Annotated in this window: 18 protein-coding genes and 3 tRNA genes; 10 read left to right on the top strand and 11 right to left on the bottom strand. The window is 73.5% G+C overall.

Translation table 11 applies throughout. The features are described from left to right. Window positions 1-2: 2 nt before the first annotated feature. Both HDG69_RS06175 and HDG69_RS06170 read left to right on the top strand, forming a co-directional pair. Window positions 3-584: a CbiQ family ECF transporter T component gene (locus HDG69_RS06175; protein WP_171782813.1), complete on the top strand. Its 582-nt coding sequence runs from the start codon at window positions 3-5 to the stop codon at window positions 582-584. Window positions 585-609: 25 nt separating this feature from the next. Further along, complete coding sequence (locus HDG69_RS06170) at window positions 610-1503, top strand: GNAT family N-acetyltransferase (RefSeq protein WP_171782812.1); 894 nt, start codon at window positions 610-612, stop codon at window positions 1501-1503. Window positions 1504-1534: 31 nt separating this feature from the next. On the opposite strand, the gene HDG69_RS06165 is transcribed toward HDG69_RS06170, so the two are convergent. The 8 genes from HDG69_RS06165 to HDG69_RS06130 form a co-directional block, all read right to left on the bottom strand. Beyond that, on the bottom strand, window positions 1535-2803 hold the full coding sequence (locus HDG69_RS06165) for a sugar ABC transporter permease (protein ID WP_171782811.1): 1269 nt from the start codon (window positions 2801-2803) through the stop codon (window positions 1535-1537). Further along, window positions 2800-3561 carry an ATP-binding cassette domain-containing protein gene (locus HDG69_RS06160; protein WP_171782810.1) on the bottom strand — a complete coding sequence of 254 codons (762 nt, stop codon included), beginning with the start codon at window positions 3559-3561 and terminating at the stop codon, window positions 2800-2802. Before HDG69_RS06160 ends, HDG69_RS06165 begins: the two co-directional genes overlap by 4 nt. 72 nt (window positions 3562-3633) lie before the next feature. Beyond that, window positions 3634-4731 (bottom strand): sugar ABC transporter substrate-binding protein, encoded by a 1098-nt coding sequence (locus tag HDG69_RS06155; RefSeq protein WP_171782809.1) that lies wholly within the window; start codon window positions 4729-4731, stop codon window positions 3634-3636. 169 nt (window positions 4732-4900) lie between these two features. After that, window positions 4901-5707: a tRNA (guanosine(46)-N7)-methyltransferase TrmB gene (trmB, locus tag HDG69_RS06150; RefSeq protein WP_171782808.1), complete on the bottom strand. Its 807-nt coding sequence runs from the start codon at window positions 5705-5707 to the stop codon at window positions 4901-4903. A 24-nt stretch (window positions 5708-5731) separates the two neighbouring features. Then, window positions 5732-6139 carry a pilus assembly protein CpaE gene (locus HDG69_RS06145; RefSeq protein WP_171782807.1) on the bottom strand — a complete coding sequence of 136 codons (408 nt, stop codon included), beginning with the start codon at window positions 6137-6139 and terminating at the stop codon, window positions 5732-5734. A 73-nt stretch (window positions 6140-6212) separates the two neighbouring features. Further along, a tRNA-Lys gene (locus HDG69_RS06140) sits at window positions 6213-6288 on the bottom strand. 46 nt (window positions 6289-6334) lie between these two features. Beyond that, window positions 6335-6410 (bottom strand) — tRNA-Lys (locus HDG69_RS06135). Window positions 6411-6494: 84 nt separating this feature from the next. Continuing rightward, window positions 6495-6791, bottom strand: a complete 297-nt coding sequence (locus HDG69_RS06130; RefSeq protein ID WP_171783214.1) for a GroES family chaperonin — start codon at window positions 6789-6791, stop codon at window positions 6495-6497. 170 nt (window positions 6792-6961) lie between these two features. Between HDG69_RS06130 and HDG69_RS06125 the strand changes: the two genes are divergently transcribed. Together HDG69_RS06125 and HDG69_RS06120 are read left to right on the top strand one after the other, a co-directional pair. Continuing rightward, a complete protein-coding gene (locus HDG69_RS06125) occupies window positions 6962-7438 on the top strand; it encodes a redoxin domain-containing protein (protein WP_171782806.1) in 477 nt (158 codons plus the stop codon). Window positions 7439-7484: 46 nt separating this feature from the next. After that, window positions 7485-7570, top strand: a tRNA-Leu gene (locus HDG69_RS06120). A gap of 58 nt (window positions 7571-7628) precedes the next feature. Here HDG69_RS06120 and trxA read toward each other — a convergent pair. Then, window positions 7629-8006, bottom strand: coding sequence for a thioredoxin (gene trxA / locus HDG69_RS06115; RefSeq protein WP_171782805.1), 378 nt, complete (start codon window positions 8004-8006; stop codon window positions 7629-7631). Between the two features lie 143 nt (window positions 8007-8149). Here trxA and HDG69_RS06110 point away from each other — a divergent pair, with 143 nt between their 5' ends. Further along, window positions 8150-8719, top strand: coding sequence for a DUF4916 domain-containing protein (locus HDG69_RS06110; protein ID WP_171782804.1), 570 nt, complete (start codon window positions 8150-8152; stop codon window positions 8717-8719). Further along, window positions 8720-9151, top strand: coding sequence for a hypothetical protein (locus HDG69_RS06105; protein WP_171782803.1), 432 nt, complete (start codon window positions 8720-8722; stop codon window positions 9149-9151). Window positions 9152-9170: 19 nt separating this feature from the next. Here HDG69_RS06105 and HDG69_RS06100 read toward each other — a convergent pair whose 3' ends face one another. Both HDG69_RS06100 and HDG69_RS06095 read right to left on the bottom strand, forming a co-directional pair. Beyond that, window positions 9171-10814 carry an ATP-binding cassette domain-containing protein gene (locus HDG69_RS06100; RefSeq protein WP_171782802.1) on the bottom strand — a complete coding sequence of 548 codons (1644 nt, stop codon included), beginning with the start codon at window positions 10812-10814 and terminating at the stop codon, window positions 9171-9173. 9 nt (window positions 10815-10823) lie between these two features. Further along, window positions 10824-11393 carry a nucleotidyltransferase family protein gene (locus tag HDG69_RS06095; RefSeq protein ID WP_171782801.1) on the bottom strand — a complete coding sequence of 190 codons (570 nt, stop codon included), beginning with the start codon at window positions 11391-11393 and terminating at the stop codon, window positions 10824-10826. 70 nt (window positions 11394-11463) lie between these two features. Here HDG69_RS06095 and HDG69_RS06090 point away from each other — a divergent pair, with 70 nt between their 5' ends. The 4 genes from HDG69_RS06090 to HDG69_RS06075 are packed head-to-tail and all read left to right on the top strand — an operon-like array spanning window position 11464 to window position 17608. Beyond that, complete coding sequence (locus HDG69_RS06090) at window positions 11464-12600, top strand: XdhC family protein (protein WP_171782800.1); 1137 nt, start codon at window positions 11464-11466, stop codon at window positions 12598-12600. An 18-nt stretch (window positions 12601-12618) separates the two neighbouring features. Then, window positions 12619-13977 carry an 8-oxoguanine deaminase gene (locus tag HDG69_RS06085; protein ID WP_171782799.1) on the top strand — a complete coding sequence of 453 codons (1359 nt, stop codon included), beginning with the start codon at window positions 12619-12621 and terminating at the stop codon, window positions 13975-13977. A gap of 2 nt (window positions 13978-13979) precedes the next feature. Continuing rightward, entirely contained in the window at window positions 13980-14825 is an 846-nt protein-coding gene (locus HDG69_RS06080; RefSeq protein ID WP_171782798.1) for an FAD binding domain-containing protein, read from the top strand. Beyond that, window positions 14822-17608: a molybdopterin-dependent oxidoreductase gene (locus tag HDG69_RS06075; RefSeq protein ID WP_171782797.1), complete on the top strand. Its 2787-nt coding sequence runs from the start codon at window positions 14822-14824 to the stop codon at window positions 17606-17608. Before HDG69_RS06080 ends, HDG69_RS06075 begins: the two co-directional genes overlap by 4 nt. Window positions 17609-17656 lie beyond the last annotated feature (48 nt).

Here is a 17656-nt window from a genome sequence, read left to right as displayed (position 1 = left end):
CCGTGCCGACCACCTCCGTGCTCCACCGTCTCGGTGCCGGCGCCAAGCTGTGGGGGCTGTGCGCCTGCTCGCTCGCGCTGCTCGCCGTGAGCACACCCACGGGGGTGGGCGCCGCCGTCGTCGGTGTGGTGGCGCTGTACGCCGTCGCCCGGCTGGGCCCGCGGGCGCTGTGGTCCCAGGTGCGCCCGCTGCGCTGGTTCGTGCCGGTGGTCGTGGCGGTCCAGTGGGCCACCCTCGGCCCGGTCTCCGCGGCCGTGCTCACCACCCGGCTCGTCGCGCTCGTCGCGCTGGCGGGGCTCGTGACGCTCACGACGCCGACGTCGCTCCTGCTGGACGCCCTCGAGCGGGGGCTGCACCCGTGGCGGCGCCTGGGCGTGGATGCGGAGCGGGCCGCCCTGGTGCTCGCCCTGGCCGTGCGCTCCGTGCCTGTCCTCGCGGCCCTCGCCGGGGGCGTCCGCGACGCCCAACGGGCCCGAGGGCGTGAGCGCGACGTCCGGGCGTTCGCGGTCCCCCTCGTCGTGGGCGCCCTGCGACAGGCCGACGCGCTCGGTGAGGCGCTGCGGGCGCGCGGCCTGGACGACTGAGCCGGGACGGGTACGCTCGCACCGGATGACCACCCTCACGACGCCGACCGTCGCTCAGCTCCCCGAGATCGCCCGGACCCTGAGCGAGTGGCAGACCGCCGGCTGGAAGGGATTCCTGCATCCCGGAGACCTCGGGTGGCACTCGACGGCCGGCGCGGAGAGGTTGGCCGCGGACCTGCGGTGCTGGTCGGTCCACGGATCAGTCGTGGCGATCGGGATGCTCGACGGCGACGACCTCCTCCGCCTGGCGATGAAGCCCTCCGTCCTCGACGACGACCGTCTCGCGCGCCGGGTCGCGGCCGACCTCACGAGTGGTCGCGTGCTTCGGTCCGGGACGGTGTCCGTCGAGGCCCGCGGCATGCACGCGCTGCGGGCGCGGCTCCGCGCCCAGGGTTGGGACGAGGACGAACCCTGGACGCCGCTGCATCTCGACCTGACCGGTCCCGTCCCCGCTCGTCCCCGCGAGGCAGCGTTGCGGGTCGAGGAGGTCGGCCCCGCCGAGGCGGAGAGGTGGACGGCGGTGCACTGGTCCGCGTTCCGGGGCACGACGCCGAGTGCCGAGGACGGGCAGCGGGTCGCTCGACGGTGGACCACGATGGCGACAGGCCCGTTCGCGGACCTCGCCCACCACCTCGTCGGGTACGACGACACCGATCAGCCCGTCGCCGTCGCCACCGTCTGGACGGCCGGGGACGGGCGCCCCGGCCTCGTCGAACCGATGGGGGTGCACCGCGACCACCGAGGCCACGGTTACGGCACGGCCATCACGCTCGCCGGTGCGCACGCGCTGCGGCAGCACGGCGCGTCGGCCGCAGCCGTCGTCGCCGAGAGCTCCAACACGGGCGCCCTCGCCACCTATCTCGCCGCCGGGTTCACCCCGGGCGACTCCGTTGCCGACCTCACCCGCACGCAGGACTGAAGCCCTGGTCACCGGGATGGTAGGGCGCGACCTAGTTGCGTCGCACCATCCCCGACGCCCGCGAGCGCGACACGGCGTCGACGGTCGCGGCGAGGACCAGCACGCTGCCGGTGACCATGAAGTTCACGCCGGCCGGCAGGTTGAGCAGGCCCAGCCCGTTGGTGATGATCGCGATGACCAGTGCGCCGACCGCCGCGTTGAGCAGCCGCCCGCGCCCGCCGAAGAGCGACACGCCGCCCACGACGGCCGCGGCCACGCCGGACAGGACGATCTCGCGCCCCGCCGCGGCGTCGATCGAGCCGACCTTGCTGATCGAGAACAGCCCGGCCACCACGGCGAGCGTGGAGCAGAGCATGAAGCCGGACCACCGGATCAGGCGCACGTTGATGCCGGCGCGGCGCGCGGCCTCGGCGTTGCCACCGACCGAGTACACGTACCGGCCGAACCGGGTCCGGTCGAGGAGGAAGGTGCCGAGCCACAGGATCGTCAGGACGATCGGCACCACGACGGGCACCCCGGCCAGCTCGTTCGCCGGGGAGGCGGAGCGGTTCTGGCTGAGCACACCCACGACCGCCCCACCGACCACCACCACCACTCCCAGCTTGGCCCACAGCAGCGTGATCGTGCGGTTGGGGACGCCTGCCCGCGTCCGACGGCGACGGTCCAGCACGGAGGTCGCCGACACGACGGCGAGGATCACCAGGAGCATCACCCAGCCGGCCCACACCGGCAGGTTGGCATTCTGGATGGCGAGGATCTCGGGGACCTGCAACCGGTACAGACCGCCGTCGCCGATGATCGTCAGCGCCAGTCCCTGGTAGCCCAGGAAGAGCCCGAGCGTCACCACGAACGACGGGATGCCGACCTTCGCCACGAAGAACCCGATGACCAGCCCGGTGGCGAGGCCCGCCCCGAAGGCGGCGAGGAGCGCGAGCGGCCACGCGACGCCGAAGACGTTGTTGAGGACCACGAAGAGCGCCATGGTCATGCCCGACGTCACGCCGGCGGACAGGTCGATCTCGCCCAGGAGCAGCACGAACGTCAGCGCCATCGCGAGCATGACGAGCGTGGCGGCCTGGGTGAGCAGGTTCGCGAAGTTCCGCTCGGTGAGGAAGAACGGGCTGAGGAAGGCGAAGAGGACCGTCAGCACCACGATGCCGGCAGAGGCCGGCAGGGCGCCCATCTCCCCGCCGCGCACCCGGTGCCACCAGGCGCGGACCTGGTCGCGCACGCCGCCCTCGACGCCGGAGGAGATCAGCACGGCGTCCGGTCCGGACGGCGTGGTGCGGGTGTCGGTCATGCGACGGTCTCCGATCCCGGGAAGGTCTTGCTGCCGGTGATGTACCCGACGACGTCGTCGTACGTGGTCGCCCCGATCGGGACCTCCGCCACGAGGTGGCCGAGGTACAGCGGGGCGACGTAGTCGGCGACCTCGAAGACGTCCTGGAGGTTGTGGCTGATGATGATGACGGCCACGCCCTGGTGGGCCAGCCGCTCGACCAGGGCGAGCACCTGGGCCGTCTGCGCGACGCCCAGAGCCGCCGTCGGCTCGTCGAGGATCACCACGCGGGCCTTCTTCAGCACGGCGCGGGCGATGGCGACGGTCTGCCGCTGCCCGCCGGACAGCGAGGCGACCTTCTGCCGGACCGAGGTCATCGTCCGCACGGACAGCGACCGCAGGGCGTCCGAGGCGTCCCGCTCCATCACCCCCTCGTCCAGGGTTCCGCGGCTCAGCTCCTCACGGCCCAGGAACATGTTCTGCACGATGTCGAGGTTGTCGCACAGGGCGAGATCCTGGTAGACCACCTCGATGCCCAGGGCGGCCGCGTCACGCGGGCTCTGCAGCTCGACCGGCTCGCCGTCGAACAGCACCGTCCCGCTGTCGTAGGGCTGGACGCCCGCGAGCCCCTTGATGAGCGTCGACTTGCCGGCCCCGTTGTCCCCCACGAGGGCGGTGACCTTGCCGGGATAGGCACGGAAGTCGATGCCCTGCAGCACGCTCACCGGCCCGAAGCTCTTGCGGACGTCCTGCAGCTCGATGATCGGCACGTCGGTCATGCCGTGGTCCCTCCTGTGGATGGGCGGGTCCTCGCACCGTGCCGGCAGCACGGCGCGAGGACCCCCGGCGACTCAGTACTCGATGCCCTGCTCGTCGCACTTCTCGGCGACCTCGCCCTGGCAGACCTCGGCGGCGTCGGCGTCACCGTTGTCGATGACCGTCGCGACCTCCTCCGGCCCCACGAGGACGGGCGTGACGGCGATGTACGGGGTGCCGTCGTCGAGCTGCTGGTCGGCCTGCGGCTCCTCGCCCTCCAGGAGCGCCACCGCGGTGTCGACAGCGGCCTCGGCCTGCAGGGTGACCTGCTTGTACACGGTGGCGGTCTGCTTGCCGAGGAGCACGTTCTGCAGCCCGGCCACGGAGGCGTCCTGGCCGGAGACCGGCACCGTCAGCCCCTGCTTGTCGAGCACCGTGATGACGCCGGCGGCGTTGGTGTCGTTGGCGACCCACACCGCGTCCACCTCACCACCGAGCGAGGTCAGCGCCTGCTCGAAGTTCGTCGCGGACTCCTCGCCGTCCCAGACCCCCGGGGGCTCGGCCGCCGGGGTGATGCCCGCGGCCGACATGACCTCGTCGGCCCCTTCGTGGAACATCGCCGCGTTGCCGTCGGCCGGGTCCCCGCCCATGTACACGACCGTCGCCTCGGCCGGGTCCACGCCCGCGTCCTCCAGGCCCTGGACGATCGCCTGACCCTCGAGCCTGCCCACCTCGACGTTGTCGAACGACACGTAGTAGTCCGCGCCCTCGATGGGGCGGTCGTAGGCGATGACGGGGATGCCCTGGGCCTGCGCCTTCTCGGTGACGGCCAGCGCCGCACCGTTGTAGTCGACGAGCAGCATGACGCCGCAGCCCTGGGTGAGCTGCTGGTCGGCGATCGTCGCGTACATGTTGGTGTCACCCTGGGCGTTCTGGACGTCGCTGTCGAAACCGGCGGCGGCCAGGCCCTCCTCGAGCGCCGGCCGGTCCATGTTCTCCCAGCGGGGCGACGAGGCGGCGTCCGGCAGGATGACGCAGGCCCGCGTCCCGGTCATGTCGCCCTCGGCCTCGCCGCCGGCCTCGCCGTCGGTCTCACCGCCACCACCGCTCCCGGACCCGTCGGAACAGCCTGTCAGGACCAGAGCAGCCGTTGCGACGACCGCCGAGACCCCGTACCACCGTGAACGCCTCATCGTGATCACTCCCTCGTGATATCGATTTCAGTCGCCGTCGTCGTCGGCGGTGACCTCTCGGATTGTGCACCACCGGGACCCGCGTCGAGGGGTGAAGTGCGGTCACAGTTCGACAACGGAGTGGAGCGCTCCCACCCCGGTGTCTGGGCCGGTCCGGGGTTGGAACGGTTCAGACGCGCACGAACTCCAGGTCCGTGATCTCGCGTCCTGCGTCCAGGCCCTTGCGCTCGAAGCTCGTCATGACCCGCCCCTCGAACCGTGGCGCCCGCCCGCCCGGGCCGTGGGCGTTGCGGAAGCCCTCCGCGGCGTCACCGACCTTCAGCATCACCTCGCCGTACTGGGCCCAGTCCGTGGCCAGCCGCCACCGCCCGCCCGGGCGCAGCACGCGGGCGGCGAGCACGGCGAACTCCGGGGAGACGAGGCGCCGCTTGTGATGGCGCTGCTTGGGCCACGGGTCCGGGAAGAACACCCACAGCTCGTCCAGGCTCGCCTCCGGCAGGCCGTGGCGCAGCAGCTCGAGGGCGTCGACCTGCATGATCCGCAGGTTGTCCAGGTCCCGGCCCGGAGCTCCGCCGGCGTCGGCCGGGTCCGCCCCGCCGTGCCCGGCCCGGACGATCACCTGGGCGACGCCGGGGGTGTACACCTCGACGGCGACGTGGTCGCGCTCGGGGTGGCCGGCCGCGGCGTGCACGATGCACTCCCCCAGGCCGGTGCCGATCTCCAGGACCACGGGCGCCGTGCGGCCGAACTCCGCCGCCGCGTCGAAGCTCCAGTCCGGGTGGACGGACAGCTCGCGGTGCTCGCGCGGCACGTCGACGAGATAGCGGTGCCGGCGCGTGTCCCACGCCCGCTGCTGCCCGACGGTCAGACGCTCGGTGCGTCGCACGTAGCTGAGCGGACGGCGGAAGAAGTTCTCGCCGGCGCGCCGCTCGGTCGGCGGGCGCAGCTCGTCGGGTCGCGATGGAGTCTCGGGCACCGCACCAGGGTACGGCGCGAGCTGTCAGTCGTCGGACAGCTCCATCAGGGCGAGCAACGCCTGCGCGTAGGCGTCCGCCACCTCCGCCGCGGTGAAGGTCCGCCGCCGCCCGAGCAGGTCGACCTCGACGACGTGGTCGCCGCCGTCGGACGTCAGGGAGCGGAAGGTGCTGCCGAGCAGCGAGCGGAGCTGGTCCTCGCGCGGCAACCAGAGGGTGTCCTCGATGTCGACCGAGTCCAGGGCCCACTCCGTGGTCCCGTTGAAGCCGAGGACCGTGCCGGTCGGGAAGTGGTGCGCCTCGATGGTGAGGGTGGACACCGTGAACACCTCGGCGGCCAGCTCCGGTGCGTCGATGTGAAACCTGTCACCGTCCGTCGGCTTCCAGATCAGCCCGGCGTCGCGCAGGCGGGTGGCGAGCTCGGTGGAGATCATCGGTCCATCGTGCCGCGCCCGGCACGCACGCACCAACGAAGAAGGCCCCGTCGCTGCTGCGACGGGGCCTTCGTGGTGCGCCATCAGGGACTCGAACCCCGAACCCGCTGATTAAGAGTCAGCTGCTCTACCCATTGAGCTAATGGCGCATGGAGACGCGCGAACCACGATCGATCACCGATCCGCAGTCCTCGCTGGTGCGCCATCAGGGACTCGAACCCCGAACCCGCTGATTAAGAGTCAGCTGCTCTACCCATTGAGCTAATGGCGCGTAGCGGTGTGAAACATTACCAGGCTCTGCGCCGCGGCAGGTACCCGGATGCGCCCTGGACCGCTGTGACCTGCACGACAGCCCTCAGAGGTACAGGCCGGTGGTCCCGGCGTCGTCCGAGCGCTCGGCCACGGCGTGCACGTCGCGCTCGCGCAGCAGCACGTAGTCGGTACCGCCCAGGTCGACCTCGGCACGCTCCTCCGGGTCGTAGAGCACCCGGTCGCCCACGGCCACCTGACGCACGTGCTCCCCCTTGGCGACCACGGTGGCCCAGGTCAGCCGCTTGGGACCCGCTGCCGTCGCCGGGATCACGAGCCCGGCCGAGGACTGCCGCTCGGAACGGTCGGTCTCCGGGTCCACGAGCACGCGGTCGTGGAGCATGCGGATGGGCAACGGTTCGTCCGTCCGGACGGCCGGGGTGCCGGCGGGGGACGTGGTGCTGGATGCTGCGGAGCTCACGGGCCCTACGCTACGCGAGCGCCACCGGCTTCCGTGCTCCGCTGACGCTAGGCTCGGGCCGTCCCGCACCGCCCTCCCGAGGAGCCATCCCCGTGACCCGTCTCGCCGTCGGCGACACCGCACCCGACTTCACGCTCACGACCGCCGACGGTGGCCGTGTCTCGCTCTCGACGCTGCGCGCAGAGGCCGAGCGCGGCGTCGTCGTGTACTTCTACCCCGCGGCGATGACGCCCGGCTGCACCACCGAGGCCTGCGACTTCCGCGACTCGCTGGCGGCGCTGCAGGGAGCGGGCTACGCCGTCGTCGGCATCTCCCCCGACGAGCCGGCCAAGCTCGCGGCGTTCGTCGAGCGCGACGCGCTGACGTTCCCCCTCGCCTCCGACCCGGAGCGCGAGGTCCTCGAGGCCTACGGCGCCTGGGGCGAGAAGAAGAACTACGGGCGCACCGTCGTGGGCGTCATCCGCTCGACCGTGGTGGTCGGCACCGACGGCACGGTCTCGCTCGCCCAGTACAACGTCAAGGCGACCGGCCACGTCGCCCGGCTGCGCAAGGCCCTCGGGCTCGACTGAGCCGACCCGCCCGGCCCGGTGCGCGGCAGCCGTAGGATCGGGGCGAGCGCGAGTGGCGGAATCAGGTAGACGCGCTGGATTTAGGTTCCAGTGTCTTCGGACGTGCGGGTTCGAGTCCCGCCTCGCGCACCACGCACGACGGCCGCCACCGGAACAGGTCCGGTGGCGGCCGTCGACGGTCTCGGGTGGCTCAGCCCTGCTGCTCGCCGTTCGACGCGGCGGCGATCTGGGTGCGCACCTCGTCCATGTCGAGCCCCTTGACGGCGTCGACGACCTGCTTGAGCTGCGGGGCCGGCAGCGCACCGGCCTGGTTGAAGACGAGCACGCCCTCGCGGAACGCCATGAGCGTCGGGATCGCCGTGACTCCGGCGGCCGCCGCGATCTGCTGCTGGGCCTCGGTGTCGATCTTGGCGTGGACGACGTCGGCGTTCTGCTCGCTCGACGCCTCGAAGACGGGTGCGAACTGACGACACGGGCCGCACCAGGAGGCCCAGAAGTCGACCAGCACGATGTCGTTGTCCTTGATCGCCTGCTCGAACGTGTCGTCGGTGAGTTCGACGGTGGCCATACGAAGTCCTCTCGTGGGGGTTGCTCCTTGGCACAGCGCCCGCACGCACCGGAGTATTCCGTGGCCGGCCCACGTGGCCCACGTCACCGGGACCCGACGCCGACAGCACGCCGGGACGGTCGTCGGGCTGGTAGAAACGAGGGGTGACCGACACTGCCGAGTTCCCTCCGGACGACGAGCACGAGCCCTCGTCCGGGCAGTCCGGGTGGCTGACACCCGAGGAGATCGCCGCCGCGCGTGCCCAGCTGCCCCTGGTGTACGTCGACGCCGTCCCGGTGCGTGTCGACGAGTCGGGCGACGTGGTGTCCGTCGGCCTGCTGCTGCGTGCCACCCCGTTGGGCTCGATGACCCGCGCCCTCGTCTCCGGCCGCGTGCTCTACCACGAGCGGGTGCGCGACGCGCTGCTGCGGCACATCGAGAAGGACCTCGGCCCCGTCGCACTGCCGCAGATCCCCGCGTCGCCCCAACCGTTCACGGTGGCCGAGTACTTCCCCACCCCGGGCATCACCCCGTTCCACGACCCGCGCCAGCACGCGATCTCGCTCGCCTACGTGGTGCCGGTCAACGGCGACTGCCGGCCGCAGCAGAACGCCCTCGACCTCGCCTGGCTCACGCCCGAGGAGGCGTGCAGCGACACCGTGCAGGCCGAGATGGTCAACGGGCAGGGCACGCTCGTACGCCAGGCGATGGCGCACGTCGGCCGCCTCGACTAGATGGTGTTCGAGCTGGTCCTGGCGACCTTGATGGTGACGCCGGTCGCGCTTCCCTGTCTGCTCTACGGGATCTCTGCGTGGCGGGGCAGACGGCGCAGCTGGGCGGCGCTTCCGCTGGCGCCGATGTTCTACACGAAGCGCAACTACCTGCCGCTCCAGATCGGCGTCGGCGGGTTGATCGGCTACCTGTGGGTGCCGGCGCTGACCTCGACGCTCCTCGGCTACGACAGGTCGGAGGACGTGTGGCTCTGGACCGTGGTCGTCACGACGCCGATCCTTCTGGTCGCCATGTACTGGTGGCCGGACGTCGCGCTGCCGCGGTGGTACCGGTCGTGGCTCGAGCGGGGCGGACGCAGCGTGGACCAGCAGGGCAACGTGGTGGTCGCCCCGCTCTGGGACGACTCGGAGGACGCCGGGGCAGCCCGGCCCTGACCGCCTGCGGCGTCGCCGGTCAGGCGTCGCCCAGGTCCAGCACCGGCCAGGCGGCCAGGTCGCTGCGCATCCGGCGGTCGTGCGTGGCGACGACGACGGCGGCCGACGTCCGCTCGAAAGCGAGGGTCAGCGCGTCGACCAGGTCGACCGACAGGTGGTTGGTGGGCTCGTCGAGCACCAGCAGGTGCGGCGCGTGCAGCAGGGCGAGGGCGAGGTCGAACCGCCGCCGCTGCCCGACGCTCAGCTCGGCCAGCGGCCGGTCCAGCTCGTCCTCGGTGAGCAGGCCCAGCGCCGCCACCGGGACCAGGTGGTCGGGGTCCAGCTCGCCGCGCTCCAGCAGCACGAGCGCCTCGGCCGCGTACGCGTCGAACCCCGACCGCCCCGCCGCAGGCCCGCCGTCGGGCACCCTGCCCTCCTGGCCGACGACGCCGATCCGCATCCCGTCGCGCGACGTCCGGGTGCCACGAGCGAGCGGCAGGGTGCCGGCGAACGCCCCGAGCAGGGTCGACTTGCCGGTGCCGTTGGGGCCGACGATCAGCAGCCGGCCCGACGGCGGCACGGCCAGACGGGTGCCGGGCAGGTCGAGCCGCACCCCGCCGTCGGGCGCCTCGACGCGTGGTGAGCGCAGGTCGACCAGGGGGTCGGCCGGGTCCCAGCCCGGCGACAGGGCCGGCAGGTCGGGGAACGTGAGCTCCAGCGGCGGCGGTGGCACGTCGACCGCCTCGGCCTCGAGCTTCTCGACCAGCCGGTCGGCTGCCTTGACGTGGATGCGCGCACGGGTGCCGCGGCGGTGCTTCTGCGATCCCTTGGGCGGTCGCCACTCGTCGGAGAGCCCCTCGTAGGACCGGTCCAGGCGGAACGCGAGCTCGGCGGCGCGCTTCTGCTCCGACCGGTACCGCTGCTTCCACCGCTGCAGCGCCTGGTTCTTCGCGAACCGGTAGGACAGGTACCCGGGCTGGCCGTAGAGCACGGGGACGCCGTTCATCGACGGGTCGAGGTCGTACACCCCGGTGACCACGTCGTCGATGAGCTCGCGGTCGTGGGTGACCAGCACGACTCCCCCGTGCCAGGCGAGGACCGCCTCGGTGAGGTAGCCCAGCCCGGAGTCGTCGAGGTGGTTCGTCGGCTCGTCCAGCAGCAGCAGGTCCGCCCGCTCGGCAAGGCGACAGGCCAGTCGTACCCGGTAGCGCTGCCCCACGGACAGCGACGCGAGCATGCGGTCCCGGTCGCGGACGGCGCCGAGCCGGGTCAGCGCCTCGTCGACGCGCCGGTCCGCGTCCCACGCCGCGAGCGCCTCGGCACGGGAGAGCAGCTCGCTCAGCTCGGCCAGGTCCCCCGCGTCGTGGTCGAACGCGGCCGCCGCCGCCTCCAGGTCCGCGGCGAGCGCCCGCAGGCCGGCGAGCGTGTCGTCCACCAGGTCACCCACCGTGCGGCCCGCCGGTGCCGTGAGCTCCTGCTCCACCAGTGCGAGCGACCCGCTGCGGCGCACCTCGCCCGACGACGGCGCGAGGTCGCCGGCGAGCAGGTGCAGGAGCGTGGACTTGCCGGAGCCGTTCTCCCCGACGATCCCCAGGCGCACCCCCGCCGACACCCGCAGGTCGACCCCGGACAGGACGGGACGGCCGGGGTAGCCGAAGGTGAGGTCCGAGGCGACGAGATGCACCGGACCAGCCTAGGCGCGGTCGACGTCCAGCCCCGACCACAGGTCGCCGCACTCGACCCCCAGCGCCCCGTGCTCCGCCAGGTACCGGCCGGCACCGCTGTCACCGGTCGACGACGCCTGCACGCCGGCCCAGTGGGACCGGCCCAGCACCACCGGATGGCCGGGTCGCCCCTCGTAGACCGCGCGGGCCAGGACCGCGGAGGCCGGTTGCGCCGCACGCCGCCCGGCCTCGACCACCCGGACCACCGCCGTGGCGGGGGCGTCGGGGGTGTCCACCGGCGTCACCACCAGCACGTCCGCGTCCCCGTCGGCCGCCACCAGCAGGCCGGCCCGCAGGGTCGCCGCGAGACCCTCGGCCCAGTCCTGGACGACGACCACCCGGGCCGGCGACGGCACCAGCGAGGCCACCTGCGCACCCCGCGCACCGACGGCGACCAGCACCTCGTCGCACCCGGCGACCTGCAGCGACCGCACCGCCCGTCGCACCCACGGTTCGCCCGACGCCGTGCGCGCCAGACCCTTGGGCCCGCCGAAACGCGACCCGGCACCTGCGGCAAGGACCAGTCCGCACACCCGCATGATTCCTCCGGCTCCGAGGCGTCACCGCAGCGTAGCCCGCGCGAAACATGCCGTGGGCACACTTCAGTCCATGCTTGAGATGGCACGGGACCTGCTGGCGCTGATCCGGGCGGCCGAACCGGTCGCGGTGGTGACGGTCGTCCGTGTCGCCAGCAGCGCGCCCCGCGGTGCCGGAGCCGCGATGGCCGTCACGACAGACGGCGCCGTGCTCGGCTCGATCTCGGGCGGCTGCGTCGAGAGCGAGGCGATCGTGCTCGCCCACGCGGCCCTCGCCACCGGCGGAGCGCGGACCGCACGGTTCGGCTTCGACGACGCGACCGCGCAGGCGGCGGGGCTGGCCTGCGGCGGACAGGTCGACGTCGTCGCCCAGCGCCTCGACCCGGACGACGCCCGGACGGTCCGCGCGCTGCAGGACGCCGCGGCGGACCGGCCTGCTGCCCTCGCGGTCGTCGTCTCCGGACCCGACACCGGGCGCACGGTCGACCTCCCGACGCCCCTCGACCCGTCGGTCGCCGCGGCGCTCGCCGACGGCGGGAGCCGGCTGCTGCCCGGCGCGTACGACGGCGACGACCTCCTCGTCCTGCAGCACGCCCCGCGGGCCCGCCTGATCGTCCTCGGAGCGGGTGAGCACGCCGCCGCACTGTGCCACCTGGGTGCCGCGGCCGGGTTCGCCGTGACGGTCTGCGACCCGTGGGAGACCTTGGTCACCCCCGCGCGGTTCCCCGCCGCGGACCGGCTGGTGACGGCGCTGCCCCACGAGTTCCTGGACGGGCTCGCCGGGTCCGAGACCGACTCCCGCACGGCCGTCTGCGTGCTCACCCACGACGAACGGCTCGACGTCCCCGCCATCCGGCGCGCCCTGTCGCTGCCGATCGGGTTCGTCGGTGCGATGGGGGCACGCGCGACGGTCGCCCGTCGCGCCGAGCGGCTGCGCGCCGCCGGGGTGGCCGAGGTCGACCTGGCACGCCTGCACTCCCCGCTCGGGCTGGACCTGTCCGGGGTGTCCCCGCTGGAGACCGCCCTGTCGGTCCTGGCCGAGATCGTCGCCGCGCGGCACGGCGGCTCCGGTCGTCCGCTGCGCGAGACGACCGGGCGCATCCACCGGGACCTGACGGCCGGCGGCCTCGGTGCCGGTCTCGGCGACCTCGCTCTCCCGGACGGCCTCTCGCCGTCCTGCCCGGCTCCCCGCACGGAGAGCCGGGCCTGAACCCGGAGGTACCTGGACATGACCCGCACGCTCATCGAGAACGGCTACGTCGCCACCGTCGACACCACCGGCACCGAGCACACGGCCGGGTACGTCGCCGTCGACGGCAGGGAGATCGTCGCGGTGGGCGCGGGCCGGGCTCCGGAGCACCTGCGCGTCGGCGCCGACGTCGTCGACGCCTCGGGGTGCCTGGTCACGCCGGGGCTGATCAACACCCACCACCACCTGTACCAGTGGCTGACCCGCGGGTACGCCCAGGACTCGATCCTGTTCGACTGGCTCACGTCCCTGTACCCGCTGTGGTCCCGCATCGACGCCGGCCTGACGGGCGCCGGTGCGGCCGGCGCCATGGCCGTCCTCGCCCGCTCCGGGTGCACCACCGTCGGCGACCACCACTACGTCTTCCCGCAGGGCTCCGGCGACATCGTCGGCGCGATCGTCGAGGCGGCGTCCCGGGTGGGGGTTCGCCTGCACGCCACCCGCGGGTCCATGGACCTGGGTGCCTCGCAGGGCGGGCTGCCCCCCGACTTCGCCGTCGAGAGCACCGATGCCGCGCTGGCCGCCTCCGCCGAGGCCGTGGACCGGTACCACGACGACTCGCGCGAGGCGATGGTGCGCATCGCGATCGCGCCGTGCTCACCGTTCTCCGTGACCCCCGACCTGCTGCGCGAGGCAGCGGTGCTCGCCCGGTCCCTCGACGTGCGCCTGCACACCCACGCCTCCGAGACCGTCGAGGAGGACGCCTACTGCCTCGAACGCTTCGGCACCAGCCCCACGCGGTACCTCGAGGACCAGGGGTGGCTCGGTCCCGACGTGTGGATGGCGCACTGCGTGCACCTCGACGCCCCGGCGATCGAGCGGTACGCCGCCACCGGCACCGGCGTGGCGCACTGCCCGTCGTCCAACGGCCGGCTGGCCGCCGGCATCGCGCCCGTCCGTGCGCTGCTCGACGCCGGTGTCCCGGTCGGGCTGGGCGTCGACGGCGCCGCGTCCAACGAGTCGGGACAGCTCGGCGTCGAGATCCGCGAGTCGGTGCTCATGAACCGGCTGCGCACCGGGGCGGACTCGATGAGCGTCCGCGACGCCCTGCGGGTCGCCACGGCGGGTGGAGCCCGCGTCCTGGGCCGTCAGGACGAGATCGGCTCGCTGGAGGTCGGCAAGCTCGCCGACATCGCCGTCTGGCGCGTCGACGGCGTCGAGCACGCCGGGATCCTCGACCCCGTCGCCGCGCTCGGCCTCGGCGCCCTGCCGCCGTTGAAGCGCCTCTACGTCGGCGGGCGGACCGTGGTCGAGGACGCCGTGCTGGTCACCACCGACGAGGGGAAGCTCGCCCACGAGGTGGTGCTCGCCTCCCGCGAGCTGGCCGAACGGCTCTGACGGTGGACATCACCTCGGTCGCCCGCTACCGGACGGCGCGGTCCCGCGAGGACCTCCGGCTCGCTCACGGCGAGGTCTTCGTCGGCGGCGGCACCTGGCTCCTCAGCGAGCCCCAGCCCGGCACCACCGGGTTCGTCGACCTGACCGGGCTCGGCTGGCCGGACCTCGAGGTCGGCGCCGACGGGCTCCGCATCGCCGCCACCTGCACGATCGCGACGCTGCGCGCCTGGGCGGAGGGCCGCGGCGTCGATCCGGTCCCAGCCGGCTGGTCGGCGGTGTCCATGGTCCCGGGGGCCGCCGACGCCCTGCTGGCCTCCTTCAAGATCTGGAACACAGCCACGGTCGGCGGGAACGTCTGCCGGGCGTTTCCTGCCGCCGCCATGGTGTCCCTCGCGGTCGCCCTCGACGGGGTCGCCGAGGTCTGGACGCCCGACGGCGGCACCCGCCGCCAGCCGGTCGCGGAGCTCGTCACGGGTGCGGGCGAGACCACACTGCGCCCCGGCGAGGTGCTGCGTGCGATCGAGCTGCCCGCCCACGCCCTGCGCTCCCGCGCCGGGCTGCGCAAGATCGCCCTGGCCGAGCTGGGGCGCTCCGGCGCCGTCGTCACGGGCCGCCGCGACGCGGACGGCACGTCCGTGTTCTCGGTGACGGCCGCCGTCGTCCGGCCCGCCGTGCTGCGCTTCGCGACCATGCCCGACGCCGGCACGCTCGCGGCCGCCGTCGGCGACCTGACCGGCTACCACACCGACTCCCTCGGCGCTGCCGACTGGCGGCGCGGCGTGAGCGTCGTCCTCGCCGAACGCCTGCGGCGGGAGCTCGCGACCACCGCGACGGAGGGCCCCGCATGAAGATCGACGTCAACGGCACCTCGCACGACACCGACCCCCGCCCCGGTCAGTGTCTGCGGACCCTGCTGCGCGAGCACGGGCACACCGAGGTCAAGAAGGGTTGCGACGCCGGGGACTGCGGGGCGTGCGCGGTGCTGCTGGACGGCACGCCGGTGCACTCGTGCGTGGTCCCGGCGCCACGTGCCGAGGGGGCGCAGGTCACCACCGCCGCCGGACTCGCCCCCGGCGAGGCGCTGCATCCCGTCCAGGAGGCGCTCATCGAGGAGTTCGGCTTCCAGTGCGGGTTCTGCACGCCGGGCATGAGCGTCACGGCCTCCTGCCTCACCGCGGACGACCTGCCGGACCTGGACCGGCGGCTCAAGGGCAGCCTGTGCCGTTGCACCGGCTACCGGCCGATCCGCTCGGCGATCCGCCGGGCCGTGCTCGGCGAGCCTGCGTTCGGCGAGGTCGACGACGAGGGTCCGGCCACCGGCGTCGGACGCTCCGTCTCCCCCGAGCCCGCCCGCCGTGTGGTCCAGGGCCGCGAGCCGTTCACCTTCGACACGCCGGACGCCGCCGGCGCCCTGGTGCTCCGTGTGCTCGGCTCACCGCACGCGCACGCCCGCATCGTCGCGATCGACGCGGCAGCCGCCCGGGCGCTGCCGGGCGTGGTGGCCGTGCTCACGCACGAGGACGCCCCGCGCACCCGGTTCTCCACGGCCCGCCACGAGCACCGCACCGACGACCCCGACGACACCCGGGTCCTGGACGACACCGTCCGGTTCGTCGGTCAGCGCGTCGCCGCCGTCGTCGCCGAGTCCGCCGAGGTCGCCGACGCCGCCCTCGCGCTCGTGGACTTCACCTACGCACCGCTGCCCGCGGTGCTCGACGCCGAGGCGGCCCGGCGTCCCGACGCGCCCGTCCTGCACCCCGACCTCCCGCTCGCCGGGCGGACCGACCCGGACCGCCCGAACGTCCTGGCGAGCCTGCACGCCGGCATCGGCGGCGACGTCGATGCCGCCCTCGCGGCGAGCGCGGTCACCGTCAGCGGCACCTGGCAGACCGGTCGCGTGGCCCACGCGCAGCTCGAGACGCACGGGGCGATCGGACGGATCGACGCGGGCGGGCGGCTGGTGATCCGCTCCAGCACCCAGGTGCCGTTCCTCACCCGCAACGAGCTCGCCCACGTCTTCGACCTGCCGCGAGACCGGGTCCGGGTGCACGCCGCCCGGGTCGGCGGCGGGTTCGGCGGCAAGCAGGAGATGTTCGCCGAGGACCTCGTCGCCCTGGCCGTGCTGACCACCGGACGGCCCGTCGCCTACGAGTTCTCCCGCACCGACGAGTTCCGGCGTGCGGCGCTTCGCCACCCGTTCCGGGTGACGGTCTCGCTCGGGGCGACGGCGGACGGCAGGCTCACGGCGATGAAGCTCGACGTGCTCAGCAACACCGGTGCGTACGGCAACCACGGCATCGGGGTGCTGTTCCACTCGGTGGCGGAGTCGGTCAACGTCTACCGCTGCGACGTGAAGCGTGTCGACGCCGAGTCAGTATACACGAACACGGTGCCCTCGGGCGCGTTCCGCGGGTACGGGCTCGGCCAGGTGATCCTCGGCGTCGAGTCGGCGATGGACATGCTGGCCGAGGAGCTCGGCATCGACCCGTTCAACCTGCGCCGGCGCAACGCGGTCCGCGACGGTGACCCGCTGCTCACGGTCCACGAGGAGCCGGAGCCCGACCTGCGATGGGGAAGCTACGGCCTGGACCAGTGCCTGGACCTCGCCCAGGGGGCGCTGCGCCGTGGCAACGGCGCCGTGGCGCCACCCGGGTGGCTCACCGGCGAGGGGATGGCTGTCGCGTTCATCGCGGGGGCCGCGCCGGGCGGGCACCACGCGCACACCTCGGTGACCCTGCGGCCCGACGGCACGTACGCCGTCGCGGTCGGGACGGCCGAGTTCGGCAACGGCACCAGCACCGTGCACCGCCAGATCGTCGCCTCGCTCCTGGCGGCACCGGCCGACCGGATCGTCCTGAGCGCGAGCGACACCGACCTCGTCGACCACGACACAGGGGCGTTCGCCTCGGCGGGGACCGTCGTCGCGGGCAAGGCGCTGGCCCGCGCGGCGACGGCGCTGCGCGACCTCGTGGTCGACCTGGCGGAGCAGGTGGCGGGATCGGCGGACGCGCCGCTCGAGGGCCCGGCCCGGCCGCCGGCCGAGCTCACCGCAGACGGGGTCCGGGTCGGCACCCGGACGGTCGGCTTCGCCGAGATCGTGGCGGCGGCCGGGGAGACCGACGGGCTGACCGCCCACGGCAGCGACGACGGCAAGGAGCGCAGCCTGGCGTTCAACGTCCACGCCGTGCGCGTCGCCGTCGACCCCGGGACCGGGTCGGTCCGCGTGCTGCAGTCGGTGCAGGCGGCCGACGCCGGGTTCGTCATGAACCCCGCCCAGTGCCGCGGCCAGGTCGAGGGAGGTGCCGCGCAGGGCCTGGGCAGCGCCCTGTACGAGGAGGTGCTGCTGGACGAGGACGGGGCCGTGAGCAACCCGGTCTTCCGCACCTACCGTGTCCCGCAGTCGGCCGACGTCCCGGACACGGAGGTGTACTTCGCCGACACCTACGACACGATCGGTCCGTTCGGGGCGAAGTCGATGAGCGAGTCGCCGTACAACCCGGTGGCACCCGCCGTCGGCAACGCCATCGCCCGCGCCCTCGGCCGGCGCCCGTTCCGCCAGCCCTTCACGCGCGAGCGCGTGTGGCGGCTCGCCCAGGAGCGACCGGCACCTCCATCTGCCAGGGTGAAGTGATGGCTTAACGCCTCCGAAACGCCGCCACCCTCACGGCGAAACCTCGCG

The organism is Isoptericola halotolerans (genome assembly GCF_013149785.1).
Classification (GTDB): Bacteria; Actinomycetota; Actinomycetes; order Actinomycetales; family Cellulomonadaceae; genus Isoptericola; species Isoptericola halotolerans.
Note: the sequence above shows the minus strand (reverse complement) of the source record. Positions and strands in the feature narration are given on the sequence as shown.